At 63.7% G+C, this 17,681-nt stretch carries 18 protein-coding genes; 7 read left to right on the top strand and 11 right to left on the bottom strand.

Annotation, left to right across the window (positions count from 1 at the left end; translation table 11 throughout):
* Positions 1 to 11: 11 nt before the first annotated feature.
* The 8 genes from QCL51_RS22290 to QCL51_RS22255 all read right to left on the bottom strand — a co-directional run bounded on the left by QCL51_RS22290 (position 12) and on the right by QCL51_RS22255 (position 5,971).
* Entirely contained in the window at positions 12 to 443 is a 432-nt protein-coding gene (locus tag QCL51_RS22290; protein ID WP_101196734.1) for a DUF2946 domain-containing protein, read from the bottom strand.
* A 22-nt stretch (positions 444 to 465) separates the two neighbouring features.
* The gene (locus QCL51_RS22285) at positions 466 to 951 is read right to left on the bottom strand and encodes a copper chaperone PCu(A)C (RefSeq protein WP_028697870.1); all 486 of its coding nucleotides are present in this window, start codon (positions 949 to 951) and stop codon (positions 466 to 468) included.
* A gap of 47 nt (positions 952 to 998) precedes the next feature.
* A complete protein-coding gene (locus tag QCL51_RS22280; RefSeq protein WP_021784422.1) occupies positions 999 to 1,388 on the bottom strand; it encodes a DUF2946 domain-containing protein in 390 nt (129 codons plus the stop codon).
* 121 nt (positions 1,389 to 1,509) lie between these two features.
* Positions 1,510 to 2,364, bottom strand: a complete 855-nt coding sequence (locus QCL51_RS22275) for an SPFH domain-containing protein (RefSeq protein ID WP_021784421.1) — start codon at positions 2,362 to 2,364, stop codon at positions 1,510 to 1,512.
* Between the two features lie 26 nt (positions 2,365 to 2,390).
* Complete coding sequence (locus QCL51_RS22270) at positions 2,391 to 2,828, bottom strand: NfeD family protein (RefSeq protein ID WP_021784420.1); 438 nt, start codon at positions 2,826 to 2,828, stop codon at positions 2,391 to 2,393.
* A gap of 128 nt (positions 2,829 to 2,956) precedes the next feature.
* Positions 2,957 to 3,676, bottom strand: a complete 720-nt coding sequence (locus tag QCL51_RS22265) for a cobalt-precorrin-6A reductase (RefSeq protein WP_028697869.1) — start codon at positions 3,674 to 3,676, stop codon at positions 2,957 to 2,959.
* On the bottom strand, positions 3,673 to 4,767 hold the full coding sequence (locus QCL51_RS22260) for a cobalt-precorrin-5B (C(1))-methyltransferase (RefSeq protein ID WP_021784418.1): 1,095 nt from the start codon (positions 4,765 to 4,767) through the stop codon (positions 3,673 to 3,675). Before QCL51_RS22260 ends, QCL51_RS22265 begins: the two co-directional genes overlap by 4 nt.
* Positions 4,760 to 5,971 carry a bifunctional cobalt-precorrin-7 (C(5))-methyltransferase/cobalt-precorrin-6B (C(15))-methyltransferase gene (locus tag QCL51_RS22255; RefSeq protein ID WP_021784417.1) on the bottom strand — a complete coding sequence of 404 codons (1,212 nt, stop codon included), beginning with the start codon at positions 5,969 to 5,971 and terminating at the stop codon, positions 4,760 to 4,762. Before QCL51_RS22255 ends, QCL51_RS22260 begins: the two co-directional genes overlap by 8 nt.
* Positions 5,972 to 6,214: 243 nt before the next feature.
* Here QCL51_RS22255 and cobG point away from each other — a divergent pair, with 243 nt between their 5' ends.
* The 7 genes from cobG to QCL51_RS22220 are packed head-to-tail and all read left to right on the top strand — an operon-like array spanning position 6,215 to position 12,772.
* Positions 6,215 to 7,546: a precorrin-3B synthase gene (cobG, locus tag QCL51_RS22250; protein WP_338444900.1), complete on the top strand. Its 1,332-nt coding sequence runs from the start codon at positions 6,215 to 6,217 to the stop codon at positions 7,544 to 7,546.
* Positions 7,539 to 8,165, top strand: a complete 627-nt coding sequence (locus tag QCL51_RS22245) for a precorrin-8X methylmutase (RefSeq protein WP_003257545.1) — start codon at positions 7,539 to 7,541, stop codon at positions 8,163 to 8,165. Before cobG ends, QCL51_RS22245 begins: the two co-directional genes overlap by 8 nt.
* Complete coding sequence (locus QCL51_RS22240; protein ID WP_084850691.1) at positions 8,165 to 8,896, top strand: precorrin-2 C(20)-methyltransferase; 732 nt, start codon at positions 8,165 to 8,167, stop codon at positions 8,894 to 8,896. Before QCL51_RS22245 ends, QCL51_RS22240 begins: the two co-directional genes overlap by 1 nt.
* A complete protein-coding gene (gene cobJ / locus QCL51_RS22235) occupies positions 8,884 to 10,581 on the top strand; it encodes a precorrin-3B C(17)-methyltransferase (protein WP_338444277.1) in 1,698 nt (565 codons plus the stop codon). Before QCL51_RS22240 ends, cobJ begins: the two co-directional genes overlap by 13 nt.
* A gap of 45 nt (positions 10,582 to 10,626) precedes the next feature.
* Positions 10,627 to 11,382 (top strand): hypothetical protein, encoded by a 756-nt coding sequence (locus QCL51_RS22230; protein WP_181004824.1) that lies wholly within the window; start codon positions 10,627 to 10,629, stop codon positions 11,380 to 11,382.
* A 51-nt stretch (positions 11,383 to 11,433) separates the two neighbouring features.
* Positions 11,434 to 12,123 carry a hypothetical protein gene (locus tag QCL51_RS22225; RefSeq protein ID WP_103444815.1) on the top strand — a complete coding sequence of 230 codons (690 nt, stop codon included), beginning with the start codon at positions 11,434 to 11,436 and terminating at the stop codon, positions 12,121 to 12,123.
* A complete protein-coding gene (locus QCL51_RS22220; protein ID WP_028697862.1) occupies positions 12,116 to 12,772 on the top strand; it encodes a hypothetical protein in 657 nt (218 codons plus the stop codon). Before QCL51_RS22225 ends, QCL51_RS22220 begins: the two co-directional genes overlap by 8 nt.
* An 18-nt stretch (positions 12,773 to 12,790) precedes the next feature.
* Here the strand turns inward: QCL51_RS22220 and QCL51_RS22215 are convergent, their stop codons facing one another.
* The 3 genes from QCL51_RS22215 to purD form a co-directional block, all read right to left on the bottom strand.
* Complete coding sequence (locus QCL51_RS22215; protein WP_014592545.1) at positions 12,791 to 13,387, bottom strand: MarC family protein; 597 nt, start codon at positions 13,385 to 13,387, stop codon at positions 12,791 to 12,793.
* 76 nt (positions 13,388 to 13,463) lie between these two features.
* Positions 13,464 to 16,235: a hybrid sensor histidine kinase/response regulator gene (locus QCL51_RS22210; protein WP_021784410.1), complete on the bottom strand. Its 2,772-nt coding sequence runs from the start codon at positions 16,233 to 16,235 to the stop codon at positions 13,464 to 13,466.
* A 135-nt stretch (positions 16,236 to 16,370) separates the two neighbouring features.
* Complete coding sequence (gene purD, locus QCL51_RS22205; RefSeq protein WP_021784409.1) at positions 16,371 to 17,666, bottom strand: phosphoribosylamine--glycine ligase; 1,296 nt, start codon at positions 17,664 to 17,666, stop codon at positions 16,371 to 16,373.
* Between the last annotated feature and the right edge of the window lie 15 nt (positions 17,667 to 17,681).

Below are 17,681 nucleotides of genomic sequence, written 5' to 3'. Positions count from 1 at the left end.
AAAATGTGGTTTCAGACGTTGATCGAAGAAGGCGGGGCGCGGCTGCGCGCACCGGGGAATACAGCCTGCCGGGCATGGCCCTGGTGCGTTGGCGCAAGCAGGTGGCTGGTGGGGACGATGCTGCCGGCGCTGAGCGGGCTGAGGGTCTGGGGCAGGGCCGGGCAATTGAACAACAGGCTGCAGTAACCGCACTTTTCCCACATCACATGCAGCTGGCCATCGCCGCCGTGGCCGTGATGGGTGTCACCGCCATGCTGATGGGCAGCCGCCATCGGCATGTCCATCGGCATGTTCATGCCCGCGTGGTGGTCCATCGGCATCGACTGGGAAATCAGCGGGCCGATGAAGATCATCCACATGGCGAACAGGCTCAGCCATCCGCCACCGGCGCGCCTGAATTCAGGGCGGGTGGTACGGCCGATGCGGTTGCGCGGCAGGCTCATGGCGAGTGCCTGTCAGCAGGTGTCAGTGTGCGTGTTCGTGGGCTTGCGACTGGTCCGCTGGCGCCTGCTTCTGCACGGCCACTTCGACGGTGATATCGCCGGCCTTTTCGAAGTGCAGGGTCAACGGGAAGCGCTTGCCGTCGCTGAGCAGGCTACGGTCCTTGGGCTGCATCAGCATCACGTGGTACGCGCCGGGGGCAAAGGTCAGGTCCTTGCCGGCAGGCACTACCACGCTGGGCACCTGTTGCATCTTCATGGCGCCGCTGGCGCTCATGGCATGCTCGTGCAGTTGCGCGTCATCGCTGATGGGGCTGTCCACGCTGAGCAGGCGGTCATCGGCCTGGCCATTGTTGTGCACCACGAAATATGCGGCGACGTTGGGCGCGTTGGGTGGCAGTTGCAGCGACCACGGGTGGGCAATATGCAGGTCACCCGCGCTGTATTCGTGGGCGTTGGCAAAGGCGCCAGGCAGCAGCAGGGCGGCCATGACGAGGGCGTGCTTGAGCATGGTGAATCTCCGTTTCCGTTCTGGTTCAGGCAGACAGCGTGATGAACTCAGGTTAGCGGAGAGGCACGAGGGTTTAGCCCAGGCCAGAGCTGGCGCGGCGTAGGCTGGTACTTTGCAGGTGGCGGCAGCAGCCCGCCGAGCAGTGTCGGCGGGTTGTGCAACTGTGGCGGGTAGCTGGGCAGGGCCAGCAGCGGCACGGCACCGGAGCAGCACCAGCAGTTCATCATGCCGGCGCTGGCATCACTTTGCGGGCCGAGGTCGATCTTGGCCAAGGCCTGGACGTCGACGTTGGCCTTGTTGGCCATGCTGGAACAGAAAGCCCCCCACAGCAGCTGCTCGGCCGGGCCCTTGGGCGCAGCAGAGGACAGCGGCATGGCCAGCAGGTTGAACAGCACTGCAAGGCAGGCTATCCAGGCAATGTGCCGACGTGGGGGCATGGAGAGATCCGGTCAGGAATCGTGGTGGCTATTGTACGGCGGAGTATAGGTAAAAATGCCGGGGTGCGGTGAAGTGACGCAGGGGCCGGGTATCGGGGCTGCGCAGCAGCCCCTGGCATGCTCAAACCTTGCCACGCCCCATCAAGCCACGCACGGTCTCCTGCAGATCCGCGGGTAACACCACCACCTTGGCATTGCTGCTGCCCGCCAGGTTCTCCATCGCGCCCACATAGCGCTCGCCCAGCAGGTACATGGCCGGTACGGTCTCGTTGCCCACCGCTTCCTTCACCAGCGAAATCGCCCGCGCCGATGCCTCGGCCAGGCTGATCTGTGCCTCGGCATCCAGCCTGGCCGCCTGCAGGCGCGCTTCTGCTTCGAGGATTGCTGCCTGCTTGGCCCCTTCGGCACGGGTGACGTCGGCCTTGCGCTCACGCTCGGCCGCGGCCTGGCGTTCCATGGCCAGTTGCATGTTTTCCGAAGGTTTGATGTCTTGAATTTCCACCGAGCGCACGGTCACGCCCCAGTCTTCGGTCTGCTCGGACATTGCATCGCGCAGGCGGGCCTTGATCTGCTCGCGGCTGGACAGCGCCTCGTCGAGGTCCATTGCACCGACGATGGCGCGCAGCGAGGTCATGGTCAGGCTGGTGACGGCGAACGAGAAGTCCTGCACGCCATACGAGGCTTTCTGCGGGTCGACTACCTTGGCGAAACACAGGGCGTTGGCGACGATTACCGCGTTGTCCTTGGTGATGATTTCCTGCTGCTGCACATCGAGGATGATGTCCTTGGTCGGCAGGCGGTAGGCGACCACGTCCATGTAGGGGATGACGATGTTGAGGCCCGGCTTGAGGGTGTTGTTGTAGCGGCCCAGGCGTTCGACGATCCACTCCTCGCCCTGGGGCACGATGCGCACCCCCTTGAACACGGTGATCAGGACGAACAGGGCGATGGCGCCGACGACGATGAGGCTGGTCATGCTGCAAAATTCCTTTTAATGCGGATTCAGGCCCGGATAACACGGGCGGTGTTTCCCTCGATGGCGGTCAGGCGTACTCGCTCGCCGACGGCGATCTGGCTATCGGCGATGCAGGTCCACTCTTCGTTGCCGAGGATCGGCTTCTGGAAGCGTACGCGGCCCTTCTGAAACTCCGACACGGCAGCGGTCAGCAGGCCCACTTCGCCGATCACGCTATCGGCGGTCCAGCGCACATCCGGCTGCTTGCGCCGAAACACTTTGAACCACAGTACAGTGGTGGCCGACGACAGCAGTACCCACAGCAGGGCCTGCATGTCCAGTTGCAGGCTGGGTGCGGCGAGCGAGATAAGCGAGACCAGCACGGCGCCGATGCCGAACCAGAGTATGAAGAACGTTGGCAGGACCAGTTCAAGCAGGATCAGCGCGATGCCGAAGACCAGCCAGATCCACCATTGCATTTCCATATGGGTGAAACCTTCCGAGGGAGGGGCGTTGAGTTTAAGGCAGCAGGGCTGCAACAGGCCACTTGGTTAGTTGGAAGAAAAGTCTGAAATCGTTGTAGGAGCGCCTTTGGGCAGCGAAAAGGCAGCGCCTAAAGGGCGAGCGCTGTTGCCAGCTCCGCCAGTGAGTCGAATGTCCGGTCCACCTCCGGCAGCGTCGGACGTTTCAGGACAAGCACCGGCACGCCAAGCTCCCGCGCCACTTCCAGCTTCGGCTCGGTCGCCACACTGCCGCTGTTCTTGCTGATCAGCACATCGATGTAGCGGCGCTGGAACAACGCCCGCTCATCCTCGATATGGAACGGCCCACGTGCGCCAATCACTTCGCAGCGCTCGTTGCCAGGGCACGCCTCCAGCGCACGCAGGGTCCAGAACTGCTCCGGCGGAATCTCGTCCAGGTGCTGCAGCGGCTCGCGCCCCAGCGTGAACAGTGGCCTGCGGAACGGCTTCAGTGCTTCGATCAACCCTGCCCAGTCCTCGACTTCTCGCCAGTCGTCGCCTGCTTGTGCCTGCCAGGCGGGGCGACGCAAGGCCCAGCACGGGATGCCGGCGTTGCGTGCGGCGCTGGCGGCATTGCGGCTGATTTGCGCGGCATAGGGATGGGTGGCGTCGATCAGCAGGGTGATCCCTGCTTCGCGCAGGTAGCGGGTCAGGCCCTCGACACCGCCATAGCCCCCGACCCGGACCTGGCATTGCAAGCCCTGTGGCACGCGGCCGATACCGGCCAGGCTATAGACGTGTTGAGGCCCGAGCCGGCGGGCCATAGCCAGGGCTTCAGTGACCCCCCCCAGCAACAGGATGCGCGCGGTCATTGCACACCCGCCTGGCCGACGATGCCGCCTTGCCGGTCGATGGCGAACACTTCCACTTGCACCTGCGCCGGCACGACGCTACGGGCAAAGGCCAGGGCGTGGGCACACACCGCGTCACCCAAGGCAATGCCGGCCGCATGAGCCAGGGCGAGCGCTTGCTGGCTGGTGTTGGCAGCAATGATGGCGGCCTGTAACGCTTCGTCAGCGCCAATGTCTGCGGCCCAACCGGCCAGTTGCGGCAAGTCGATGCTGGAGTGACGGCTGTGCAGGTCCATGTGCCCGGCGGCCAGTTTGCTGATCTTGCCGAAGCCGCCACACAGGGTCAGGCGTGGCACCGGTACCTTGCGCAGGTGCTTGAGCACCGCACCGACGAAATCGCCCATTTCGATCAGGGCGATTTCCGGCAGACCGTAGACGCGGCGCATGGTGTCTTCGCTGGCATTGCCGGTGCACGCGGCTATGTGTGTGTAGCCGTTGGTGTGGGCCACGTCGATGCCTTGGTGGATCGAGGCAATGTAGGCCGCGCAGGAGAACGGCCGGACGATTCCGCTGGTGCCGAGGATCGACAGCCCGCCGAGGATGCCCAGACGCGGGTTCATGGTTTTCAGGGCCAGTTGCTCGCCACCTTGCACATTGACCGTGACCTCGAAGCCGCCAAGGTAGCCGCACGCGTCGGCCAGGCGTTGCAGGTGTTCACTGATCATGCGCCGAGGTACCGGGTTGATGGCCGGTTCACCCACAGCCAGCACCAGCCCCGGCCGGGTCACCGTGCCCACGCCGCTGCCGGCGACAAAACCAATGCCAGGTTCCGCCAGCAGGCGCACCTGGCTATAGAGCAGGGCACCGTGGGTCACGTCCGGGTCGTCACCCGCATCCTTGAGGGTGCCGGCTTCGGCGCACTCGCCGATCAGGCGGCAGAACTCCAGGCGCATCTGCACGACCTTGCCTTTGGGCAGGGTGATGTCCACCGCATCGTCACGCTGCCCGGTGAGCAGCAGCTTGGCCGCTGCCAGGCTGGTGGCGGTGGCGCAGCTGCCGGTGGTAAGGCCGCTGCGCAGAGGTGCGGGCTGTTCGCGGGTTTCTTCACGCATCGGCGGGTTTCAATACTTCCAGGAGGGTGATCGGCAGTGCCTGGCGCCAAGTGTCAAACGCACCCAAGGGCTGGGCATGAGCGACATGGATGCGGGTCAGCTCACCACCGTGCTGTTCGCGAAAATGCGCCAGGGCCAGTTCGCTTTGCAGGGTTACGGCGTTGGCCACCAGGCGGCCGCCGGGGCGCAGGCTTGCCCAGCACAGGTCCAGTACACCTTCGCGGGTAACGCCACCTCCGATGAAGATCGCATCCGGTTGCTCCAGGCCTTGCAGCGCCGCTGGCGCCTTGCCGCGAACCAGTTGCAGGCCAGGTACCCCCAACGTATCGCGGTTATGCTCGATCAAACCCTGGCGGCCTTCGTCGGCCTCGATGGCCAGGGCACGGCATGACGGATGGGCGCGCATCCATTCGATGCCGATCGAGCCGCAGCCCGCGCCCACATCCCACAACAGTTCGCCAGGCTGCGGTGCCAGGCGCGCCAGGGTGATGGCGCGGACATCACGCTTGGTCAACTGGCCATCGTGCCGGAATGCGGTGTCTGGCAGCCCGGCCAGCCGGTGCAGGCGGGGCGCATCGGGTGTAGCCAGGCATTCGATGGCTACCAGGTTGAGCGCCGCGATCCCGGTGTGCGGCCAGTCCTGGGCGGTGCCGGCCAGTGCACGTTCGTCCACGCCCCCCAGGTGCTCGAACACCTGCAGGCGGCTTGGGCCGAAGCCTTGCTCGCGCAGCTGCGCGGCAATTGCCGCCGGGCTGTCGCCATCGTTGCTCAGCACCAGCAGGCGCATGCCGCTGTGCAAGTGGGCATTGAGCGCTGCCAGGGGGCGGGCCACCAGCGACACCACCTGCAGGTCTTGCAGCGGCCAGCCCAGGCGGGCAGCGGCCAGGGCGCAGGAAGAGGGCATCGACAGCACGCGCATTTCTGCAGCAGGCACCTGGCGCGCCAGGCTGGCGCCGACGCCGTAGAACATGGGGTCGCCGCTGGCCAGCACGCACACCGGCTCGCCACGCAGGCTCAACACCGGGGCCAGCGAGAACGGGCTGGGCCAGGCCAGTTGTTCAGCGGTCACGCAACGTGGCAGCAAGGCCAACTGGCGCGGGCTGCCGAAGACCCGCCCAGCGCCCAGCAGGGCGCGTCGGGCTTGCTTGCCCAGGCCGCTGAAGCCGTCTTCACCGATGCCTACTACCGTCAGCCAGGGTGTCATGTATTTCAATCCGCCATTTTTGGGGCCGCTTCGCGCCCCTTCGCGGGCAAGCCCGCTCCTACAGATACAGTGCAGCATGTGCGGCCTGCAGTGATCCTGTGGGAGCGGGCGAGCCCGCGAAGAAGGCGACGCGGTCCTGAATTTCTACTTAATCGCCGAGGATGCTCGACCACCGGCTTTTCATGCCGCCGGACAAAGCAGGCATAATACCGCGCCTTCTACACTCAAGCGCACTTTCACAGACTGCCGGATGCCCCTTTGACGCAGGCTCATACCCCCCACATATCGCCTCGCCCCTCGGCCTGCCCGGGGTTGTGGCGCATTGTCAGTGCCCGTGATGGCGGTATCTGCCGCATCAAGCTGCCGGGCGGCCTGCTGCTCGCCGAGCAGGCCGAAGCTGTGGCGGCGGCGGCCGAGCGCTTTGCTGGCGGCGTGATCGAGGCTACCAACCGTGGCAACCTGCAGATTCGCGGCATCGGTAACGAGCACCGAGCCCTGGTCGACACCTTGCTCGCTGCCGGCCTGGGCCCACGCGAGGCGGCCGGTGACGATGTGCGCAACCTGATGCTCAGCCCGCTGGCCGGGCATGACCCGGCGATGCTGCTGGACGCCAGGCCGCTGGCCGGGCAGATCCTCGACCTGTTGGAAGGCACCCCGCGCTTTCACCAGCTGTCGGCCAAGTTCGCCGTGCAGCTGGATGCAGGTGAGCGCCTGGCGATGCTCGAACACCCCCATGACCTGTGGCTGTCGCCCCTGCACCTGGAGCAGCAGACCTGGCTGGCGTTTGGCCTGGCAGGTTGCCCGGCAGAGGGCCAGGCGCTCGGTGCGGTGCCGCTGGCGCAGGGCCTGATGCTGGTGCGCGCCGTGCTGGAGCGCTTCCTCGATCTGGCATCCCCGACGCAGGCGCGCATGCGCCAGCTGCTTGAGGTGTACCCGACAGCTGATTTTGTCGCTGGGCTCGGTCTGGACATCCGCCGCGATGCCGCCGTGCTCACATGGCGGCGTGAACAGCACCGCGCCTCGTGGTTGGGCAGGCTGCCCCAGGCGCAGGGTATTGCCCTTGGCGTCGCCCCGCCGCAAGGCCGCCTGACCCCCGCGATGCTGCGCGGTGCCGCACGTATTGCCCGTGAACTGGGCGATGCCAGCATGCGCCTTAGCCCTTGGCAAAGCCTGGTGCTGACCAACCTGCAAGAGCAACACCTCGATCAGGCCCTGGCCGAACTGTCTGCGCTGGGGTTGCTGTGCCACGACCGTGAACCTCTGGCGCGTATCAGCGCCTGCACCGGTGCCAGCGGCTGCGCCAAGGCCCTTGCCGAGACCAAGGCCGACGCGGTTGTCCTGGCCGCGCTGCTGGGCCCTGGCGTGCCGGCCAGCGTGCACCTGTCCGGCTGCCCCCGTTCCTGTGCTGTGGCCCATGTTGCCCCGGCCACCCTGCTGGCCCGTTCCCCGGGCCGTTACGACCTGTACCTGCGTGATGCGCGCCAGCCGGGTTTCGGTGCCCTGCGCGCCACCGACCTTACCTTGAATGAAGCAGGCGCCATGCTCGACCTGCCGACGGAGCACCTTGATGATTGACTACATCCGCGATGGTCAGGAGATCTATCGCAATTCTTTCCGGATCATCCGCGAGGAAGCCCGGCTCGAGCGGATCCCCGCAGACCTTGAAAAGCTCGCCGTGCGCGTGATCCACGCCTGTGGCATGGTCGACGCCATCGATGGCCTGCAGTTTTCCGAAGGTGCCGGACGGGCCGGGCGCGAGGCGCTGCTCAACGGCGCGCCGATCCTGTGCGATGCGCACATGGTGGCCGAAGGCATCACCCGGGCCCGCCTGCCAGCCGACAACAAAGTCATCTGCACCCTGCGTGACCCGAGCGTGCCGGGCCTGGCCAAAGACGCCGGCAACACCCGCTCCGCTGTAGCCCTGGAACTGTGGCGCCCGCACCTGGAAGGCAGTGTGGTGGTTATCGGCAATGCCCCTACCGCGCTGTTCTACCTGCTGGAAATGCTTGATGCCGGCGCGCCCAAACCGGCGCTGATCCTCGGTTTCCCGGTCGGTTTCGTCGGCGCTGCCGAGTCCAAGGCCATGCTCGCCGCCGACAGCCGTGGCGTGCCGTTCGTGATCATGCAAGGCCGCCTGGGCGGCAGCGCGATGGCCGCGGCGGCGGTCAACGCCCTGGCCACGGAGGTGGAATGATGGCCCCGCGCGGACGGCTGCTTGGCCTGGGCGTGGGCCCTGGCGATCCTGAACTGATTACCCTCAAGGCCCTGCGCCTGTTGCGTGAGGCGCCGGTGGTCGGCTACTTCGTGGCCAAGGGCAAGCGTGGCAATGCCTTCGGCATTATCGAGGCGCACCTGCAGCCCGAGCAGACCTTGCTGCCGCTGGTCTACCCGGTCACCACCGAAGTGCTGCCGGCGCCGCTGTCCTATGAGCAAGTGATCAGCGACTTCTACGACGAGGCCAGCGTGCAGGTGGCCGAGCACCTGGATGCCGGCCGCGACGTGGCGGTGATTTGCGAAGGCGACCCGTTCTTCTATGGCTCCTACATGTACCTGCATGACCGCCTGGCGCAGCGCTACGAGGCAGAAGTGATTCCCGGTGTCTGCTCGATGCTCGGTGGCGCTTCGGTGCTGGGGGCGCCGCTGGTGTACCGCAACCAGAGCCTGTCGGTGTTGTCTGGTGTGTTGCCCGCCGAAGAGCTCAAGCGCCGCCTGGCCGACGCCGATGCAGCGGTAATCATGAAACTTGGGCGCAACTTCCCCAAGGTGCGCGAAGTACTGGCCGAACTGGGGCTGGATCGGCGTGCGCTGTATGTGGAGCGGGCGACCATGGCCAACCAGAAGATCGTGCCGCTGGACCAGGTCGACCCGCAGTCGTCGCCCTACTTCTCGCTGATTATCGTGCCGGGGGAAAAATGGCAGGGCTGAACATGCACAAGGCACCGGCCATCGTCATTCTCGGCCCGGGCAGCCTTGCGACAGCGCAGCGTATCCAGGCCTGTTATCCACAGGCCACGATCCATGGCCTTGAGGGGCGTGTCGAGGGTGCGGACCAGTCGTACGCGTCCTTCGGCGATACCCTGCGCGGGTTGTACCAGCAAGACACGCCGATCATCGCGTTGTGCGCCGCGGGTATCGTCATCCGCAGCCTCGCCAGCCTGCTCAGCGAGAAGGGCAGCGAGCCGCCAGTACTGGCCGTGGCCGAGGATGGTAGCGCGGTAGTGCCGTTGCTCGGAGGCCTCGGCGGAGTGAACGTGATGGCGCGTGAAATCGCTGACGCGCTGGGCGTTTCCGCGGCCATTACCACCAGTGGCGAGCTGCGCTTCGGTACTTGCCTGCTGAATCCGCCGCGGGGCTATGCATTGGCCGACATCGAGCAAGGCAAACGCTTTGTATCCGACCTGCTGGCGGGTGAGTCTGTGCGTATCGAAGGTAACGCTCCGTGGCTGCAACTGGCGCAGTTGCCTGCTAGCGAAGCGGCGCAGCGCACCATCCTTGTGGGGCATCAGGCGCGCCCGGCCAACCGCGACGAGCTGCTGATCCACCCGCGCCTGGTGGTGGTGGGCGTTGCAGGTGGCAATCTGCACAGCATTCGCGCAGCACTGCAGCAGGCCGGCATCGCCGAGCCCTCGGTAGCCTGCGTGCTGGCAGACGAGCGAACCATGGCCGACAGCGCGTTGCACGAAGCTGCGCAGGCTCTGGGTGTCCCTTTGCGCTTCGCCACCCGCCCAGGCGATGTGGCCAGCATGGTCGCTGCGGCGGTGCCCGATAGTGAGTTGATAGCGCTTGGAGAAGTCGTGGTCGCGGTGGCGCCTGCCCCGGTCGACGTAGCGCAGATCGGCCGCCGCCGCGGTCGCCTGGCGGTCATCGGTCTTGGCCCAGGTGCGGCGGAACTGATGGTGCCGGCGGTCAAGGCCGAACTTGCGCAGGCCGAAGATGTGCTCGGTTACGAAACCTACGTGCGTATGGCTGGCCCGTTCCGCGGCGACCAGGTGCTGCACTGCACCGACAACCGCGAAGAGATGCAGCGCGCCCGACATGCCTTCGAACTGGCGGCTCAAGGCCGTTCGGTGGTGGTGGTGTCTTCGGGTGACCCGGGCGTTTTCGCCATGGCTGCTGCGGTGCTCGAAGCGCTGCACGAATCCAGTGACCCCGCCTGGCATCGCGTCGACCTGCAGATCCTGCCGGGGGTTTCAGCCTCGCTGGCAACCGCCGCCCAGGCAGGGGCACCGCTGGGGCATGACTTCTGTGTCATGTCGCTGTCGGACAACCTCAAGCCCTGGTCCATCATTGAAAGACGCCTGGACTTGGCTGCCCAGGCCGACCTGGTGCTGGCCTTCTACAACCCGATCTCCAAGGCCAGGCCGCACCAGCTCGGTGTGGCCCTGGAGGTAGTGCGCCGACACCGTGACGGGAACACGCCTGTAGTCCTTGGTCGTGACATCGGTAGGCCGGGGCAGACGCTGAAGGTAGTCACCCTGGCCGAACTGCTGCCAGAAATGGTCGACATGCGCACCATGGTGCTGGTTGGATCCTCCACTACCTGCACCTTCGACCGCGCAGCTGGGGGGCTCTGGGTCTATACCCCACGCTGGTATGGCGCAAAGCCGTAAGCGGCGGCAGCCCGGGCAGATGAGGAACTGCTTCGTGGCAGATTGATGGAAAGGTCACCGGTAGGTTTGCGGCTGGAGCCATTTGGCTTCAACCGTACCCTTCCTGGAGACCTTCCCATGACGACCGATAAAGAAAAGCTTCAGCTTCAGGTTCTGCCGGACAAGAATCTGTTCGTGTTCCCCGACCAAATGGGGGAGCAAAACCGCGATGCTGCAAAGGCCTGTCATGCCCTGGCAACGCAAGGTGCCAACAGGCAGCATGACCCCATCCGTGAAACACAGCTTTGGTTCAAGCACTACATCTACCTGATGTCCAAGATGGGCTGGGCGCCGACCAATGTCGATGTACAGCAGATTACTGAACGCAATATGCACCTTGAGATCAGCAACCTGCTAGGCAAGGGCTTGCAGGCAGCATATGGCGTTTTCACTGGCGATGTGGCAACCGCCCTGGACAATCTTGGCAAAACGGTTGTTTCAGCCTTGGCCGCCAGTACCAAAAACGTCGAGTTGCTCAATCGCAAGTCGGTGGAGGATGACCGAACCGAGCTGAGCCTGGTCAAGTGCGAGCAAACTGGCCAAGGTCAGGTGGCGATGCTGGTCAGTGCGATCCAGACCGACGCCAAGCCTGACAAGTCTGCCAACTATCTTTTGGCCAAGTGGGAAAGTAGCGGCACCTCCAATTTTGCCTGTGGTGCGGTGTTGAATTTCGATAAGCGCCAATACGACAAAGTTCGCGCCATTGTAGAAACCAAACTTGACGACAATGCCCTGCAGGTCCTGCTGGCACTGGAACTCTGACTATGAAGTTGGCCTGTCGACATGGCGTCGACAGGCCTGGAGGGCATACTGATGCACGCCAATTACACTTTGTGGTTGAACGGCAACAGCCTGGTATTGATCGACAACTCCGTCAGTGCTTCACGAGTAGAAGCACTGTTGGATGTTCAACTGGCAGCCTACCTGACCGCTAACAAGGGGCACGCCCTTCAGGACGCTGGGTGGCACAAGGAATATCTGCGAATTCAGGGTAACTTCGGCTGCACTGTCGCGACCTTGCATTCCAGCGCTGTGCCTGTTGCACCCGCAGTGGCCTGTGAGCCGTGGAAGATACTGCGGAGCAGTCTCTTGGCAGGTGTGCCCAGCGCCCTGCAGGGGTCGGTAGCCAAATGCCTCGACGCCTATTCCGCCCAACCAGACGGTGGCATAGAACAGTTGTTATGGGCGGAATGTGTTCGGTCCCCGGACGATAAAGGCATGAGCCATGTACGTATGGAGTTGCGCCTGATACTGGCCAATTCAGACGTCCTCAGTACTGAGTTGGGCTTTAGCACAGCAGAGAACCTGGCGACGGATTGGCTGTGGCAGCCGCTGAATCTTGCAAGTGCCCATGCCACTCAGCAGTTCGATGCCAGTTATTTCACCCATGAAAAGGTGATCAGTTCGATAAGTGCAGGCTTGCATGACTCTATCAAGGTCAAGCAATTGCAGTACCGCAGCCAGGTAAAACTTGCGACATCATCAGGAGTCGACGATGAGTGAATTCAATCTAAATGCCGCCAGTGGCAAACTCGTACACAGCAGCCTGCTGTCATTCTTGCCAGGTGTTAGCCGCGAAGCCCGTGACGATATCCTGTTGGCCAATGCGTTTGCCCAGCAAGTTGCCTGGGGGGACTATAACGAAGGCCTGGAGCCGGACTGGTTCAGGAACTACTGGCGTAACCTCGCGTTTCTGGGCTTTGATGGCAAGCTCGCGCCTACTGCGACTCGACCGGGGCCGGACAGGTCCAGCCTTGCCGAGCAGGCTCTTGCCCAGGTTCGTCAGAAAGGCTCCGCCGGTCATTATCAATCTGCCCAGTCGTCGCTTCAGGCACTGCGTAATCACAGCCAGACCTTGACCGCGTTTGAATCCCGGGCAGTCTCGAAAGCTGTTGGACGTTTTCAGTTGCTGCCTTGCTCTCAGCAGTCGAGCGGCTTCATCGACATGGTGTTGGTCCACATGGAAATGTCGATGAAAAAGACCTCCAAGGACTTCCTGTTCATGCAGTTGAGCAGTGAAGTAAAAATCCTGGACATGCGTGTCGAAGTGATCCACTTCAACTTGCAGGGGTTCCGCGAGGATTACCGCAAGCGGGCCCAGGCCAGTGTCGACAAGCAAAATGGCAAGGCTATCCTTGAGCTGCAATTGTAGGCGCCCGGCTTGGAAAGCTCAGGGCAGCAGGTAACCGCGAATCCCGGTAAAGATGATCTGTGCTGCCAGGGCACAGACGAATAGCCCCATCAGGCGGCTGACGATTTGCAAACCCTGGTCACCGAGCAGGCGCTCGATACCGTGCGATAGATACAGCACCAGGCCTACGGTAAAGCTGGCCAGGGCAATGCTGACGATGGCCAGCAGTTTTTCATCCCAGTGCGGCTGGCTTACCCCCATCACCAACAGCGCACCGATGGTGCCGGGGCCAACCGTCAGCGGAATGGTCAGCGGTACGATGGTCACATCCTGCTGCACGTTGTCGGCCTGTACCGCCGGCTTGCCCTGGGCCATGCCCAGGGCTGAAATGAACAGCACGCTGCCGGCACCAATGCGGAAGGCATCGGCGGTGATGCCGAAAATACCGAAGATCGCCCGCCCGAACAGGTACAGCATCACGCTGGCGACCAAGGCTGCGAACGCGACCTTCCAGGCCAGTTGCTTGCGCTCCTTGCTGGAGTGGCCACGGGTCAGGCTGATGAAACACGACAGCACGAAAAACGGGCTGTAGAGCACGAGCATTTTCAAGTAGACGCTGAACAACTCATGGAGCATGAGCAGTGTTCCTTGGGGTTTATGCCGGCGCGGCCTTGTGTCGCGAGGCCGCTCCTGCAAGAGCATTGGATATCGGTCAGGACGTATGTGCCGGGTCCGCCTTGACTTCCCGTTGATTGGCCCAGTATTGAATCAGCTCGCGCAACTGCGACAACTCCACCGGCTTGGCCATGTGCCCGTCCATGCCCGCCAGCCGCGCGCGTTCCTTGTGTTCGGCCAGTATGTGCGCAGTCAGTGCAACCACCGGCGTGCGCTGGCGCTGGTTTTCAGCTTCCCAGGCCCGCAACTGCTGGGTGGCCGAAAAACCGTCCAGTATCGGCATCTCGCAGTCCATCAACACCAGGTCATAATGCTGCGTTTTCATTGCCTGCAAGGCCTCTTCGCCATTGCAGGCAGTATCGGGCCTGAGGTTGAGCTTGCCGAGCATGCTGCGGATCACCTTGGTCGAGATGCTGTTGTCTTCGGCGACCAGCACGCGGAAATCGCCTGGCAGGTCAAGCGCCTGAGGGATGCCCGGCAGGCTGGCAGGCATCGCCTGTTCCCGGCCGCGCTGGGCCAGCTCTTCGGCCAGGGTGGTCTTCAACGTGTAGCCGGCCACCGGCTTGGCCAGTATTCGCTTGACCCCGGCGTTGCGCGCGATGACTTTACTCGGCGCATTGCTGATGCCGGTGAGCATCACCACCAGAATGTCGTGGTTCAGGCTCGGGTCTTCCTTGATCTTGGCGGCCAGCTGCATGCCGGTCATGCCGGGCATGTTCTGGTCCAGCAGGACCGCGTCGAAGTAGTCGCGCAGGTGCGCCTTGGTGCGCAAAAGGGCCAGGGCCTCCTTGCCCGACGGCACCGCGCTGACGTTCATGCCCCAGGCGCTGCACTGCTGTACAAGCACCTTGCGGCACGTATCGTTGTCGTCGACCACCAGCACGCGGGCATCGCGCAGCGGGCTGTCGAGGTCCGCCGGTGGCTGTTCCAGGCGTGAAGGGTCCAGCGGTAAGGTCAGCCACAGAGTGTTGCCCATGCCGGTGCTGCTCTTGATGCCGAACTCACCCTGCATCAGGCCAATCAGCTGTTTGGCGATGACCAGCCCCAGGTGGCCGCCCAGCTTGTTGCTGGAAAGGAAGTGGTGGCTGTGCAGCTCGGCCTGCAACAAGGCTTCACGGTCGGCAGCGGGCAACGGTTCGCCGCTGTCCTGCACGGCGATACGCAGGCGTGGCACCTCGCCGCGTTGATCCAGCGCCACCACCAGCAGGATCTCGCCCTGATCGGTGTTTTTCAGGGCGTTTTCCAGCAGGCTCGACAAGGCCTGGCGCAGGCGCGTCGGGTCTCCGCTGATGACCCGCGGTACTTGTGGCTGGGTGAAGCTGATCAGCTCGATGTTCTGTTGCTCGGCCTTGGCGCGGAAGATGTTAAGGCAATCCTCGATGAGCGCGTTAAGGTCGAACTGCACATCATCCAGCTCGATCTGCCGGGATTCCAGCTTGGAAATGTCCAGAATTTCGTTGATCAGCGTCAGCAGCTCGTTGCCGGCGCTGTGGATGGTCTGTACATAATCACGCTGCTTCACCGACAGCGGTGTGCCCAGCAGCAGTTCAGTCATGCCTAGCACACCGTTCATTGGCGTGCGGATTTCGTGGCTGATCTTGGCCAGGAACTCGGCTTTGGCGTTGATTTCCGCATCGCTGGCGGCCAGCGCACGGCTGGCGCTGAAACGCTCCTCGCTTATACGCCGCAGCCGTTCACTGACTGCCAGATTGAGCAGCAGGCCACTGACCACGGTCAAGCCCAGCAGGATGCACAGCAGCCAGGGTGTCGAGGTACGTGTCAGGCCCAGCAGGGCTGGCAGCAGTACCAGGCCTCCGAGGTTGAACACCACCATGGCCAGGCTGAACAGGCGCCCGGGTGCATAGCCCTTGTACCAGTGGTAGCTGCTGACCAGCAGCATGCTCACGCTGCCCAGCGCCATCAGGGCGTAGGTCATCAGGTTCAGTGGCAAGGTATCGACGAACAGCAGCACCAGGCCACTGAGCCCGACAATCAACATCTCGCCCTGCAGCAAGCGATTCAGCCGTGGCGAATTGCACGGCGAAAAGAAATGTTGGGTGAAATACAGCCCTGACAGGCCGGCCAGGACCAGTGTCAGGTAGGCGGCAGGCGTTTGCGCACTGTGCCACAAATGCCACCAGGGGCCGCTGAGGTTCAGCAGGATCAGGCCGCTGAGCAGCATCAGGCCGTGGTACAGCGCCAGGATAAGGGTGGTGCTGGAGCGGGTGTAGAGGAAGCGGATCAGGTTGTGCATGATCAGCATGATCAGGCCGCCGAACAGCATACCGAACAGCAGCGGCTGGCGTTGGTCCGAGGCCGCTTTGGCCGCAGGCTCCAGGCTGATGGCCGGCCGCAGCTGGTGCTCTGAGACCAGGCGCAGGTAGATGTCCAGCGGTTGCCTGCTGTTGGGCAGGGGCAATACGTGGTCGCTGCCGCGCAGGGTCGGGCTGGCATTGCCGGCCTGGCGCCCGTGGTGCAGTTGACGCAGAAGTTGCTCGCCTTCGAGGGCGTAGAGGTCCAGGCCAGAAAGGTCCGGGGCAAATACCCGTAGCAGTTGCTCCTGGTCACCTGGAGGCAGACGATAGTGCAACCACAGGGCCTGCCCAGCCGGGGCAGCATCAATGTCGGCGAGAGGCAGTGGGCTGAACTGGTTGCGATAGCGCTCGGAGCGCACATCGCTCAGTTGCAGGTTGGCCTGTTCGTCGAGCAGAACAGTCCAGCCACCGTCATGTTCGGCCGCAGCCGGAAACATGCAGAGCAGGGTCAGCAAGCTGACGATCAGAGCTGAGGCAATCCGAAGCCGACGCACTACGAAATCCCTTCTTGGCCGATGTGCCGGGTACCCACTATGCGCGGCGCGCCAAGTCGAAGGCAAGGCCCATGCAGGGCCCTGTCGACGAGCCGGATGCCGCAAGCTGAATCAGCTACGGCAAACCGGTAGTACTTACTGCTGGTGCTCACCGCGCTCGCGGGCGATGGCCCGATAGCCAATGTCGGAACGGTAGAAGCTGCCGTTCCAGCTGACTTCCTTGGCCAGGCGATAAGCCTGCTGCTGCGCGTCGGCAACGGTGCTGCCCATGGCGGTGGCACACAGCACACGCCCGCCGTTGGTGGTTACCTTGCCATCCTTGAGCGCAGTACCGGCATGGAATACCTTGCCTTCGATCTTGGCGGCAGCGTCCAGGCCGTTGATCACGTCGCCCTTGGCGTAATCGCCCGGGTAACCGCCAGCTGCCAGGACCACGCCCAGGCTCGGGCGCGGGTCCCACTGTGCTTCGACCTTGTCCAGGGCCTTGGCGAATGCAGCTTCCACCAGCAGTACCAGGCTCGACTCCAGGCGCAGCATGACCGGCTGGGTTTCCGGGTCGCCGAAGCGGCAGTTGAACTCGATGACCTTGGGGTTGCCCGCCTTGTCGATCATCAGGCCGGCGTAGAGGAAGCCGGTGTAGACGTTACCTTCCTCGGCCATGCCGCGCACGGTTGGCCAGATCACCTGGTCCATCACGCGCTGGTGCACGTCGGCGGTAACGACCGGGGCAGGGGAGTAGGCGCCCATACCGCCCGTGTTCGGGCCGGTGTCCTGGTCGCCGACGCGCTTGTGGTCCTGGCTGGTGGCCATGGGCAGCACATTGTGGCCGTCGACCATGACGATGAAGCTGGCTTCCTCGCCGTCGAGGAACTCTTCGATCACGACGCGCGAACCGGCTTCACCGAAGGCGTTACCTGCCAGCATGTCACGCACGGCGGCTTCTGCTTCTTCCAGCGTCATGGCGACGATCACGCCCTTGCCTGCCGCCAGGCCGTCGGCCTTGATCACGATTGGCGCGCCTTTTTCCTGCAGGTAGGCCAGCGCGGGCTCGATCTCGGTGAAATTCTGGTAGTCGGCGGTCGGGATCTTGTGACGCGCGAGGAAGTCCTTGGTGAAGGCCTTGGAGCCTTCCAGCTGGGCCGCGCCCTTGGTTGGGCCGAAGCAGTCCAGGCCACGGCTGCGGAACAGGTCGACCACGCCGATAACCAGCGGTGCTTCCGGGCCGACAATGGTCAGGTCGACGTTTTTCTCGGCGAAGTCGGCCAATTGGTCCAGGGCGCACACGTCGATGGCGACGTTCTCGCACTTGGCTTCAATGGCGGTACCGGCGTTGCCGGGGGCAACGAAGACTTTCTCGACGCGTGGGTCCTGGGCGACTTTCCAGGCCAGGGCGTGCTCACGGCCGCCGCTGCCGATGATCAAAACTTTCATGTCAAAACCTCGATT

Source organism: Pseudomonas sp. LTR0 (assembly GCF_036630035.1).
In the GTDB taxonomy this organism is placed as follows: domain Bacteria; phylum Pseudomonadota; class Gammaproteobacteria; order Pseudomonadales; family Pseudomonadaceae; genus Aquipseudomonas; species Aquipseudomonas putida_Y.
Note: the sequence above shows the minus strand (reverse complement) of the source record. Positions and strands in the feature narration are given on the sequence as shown.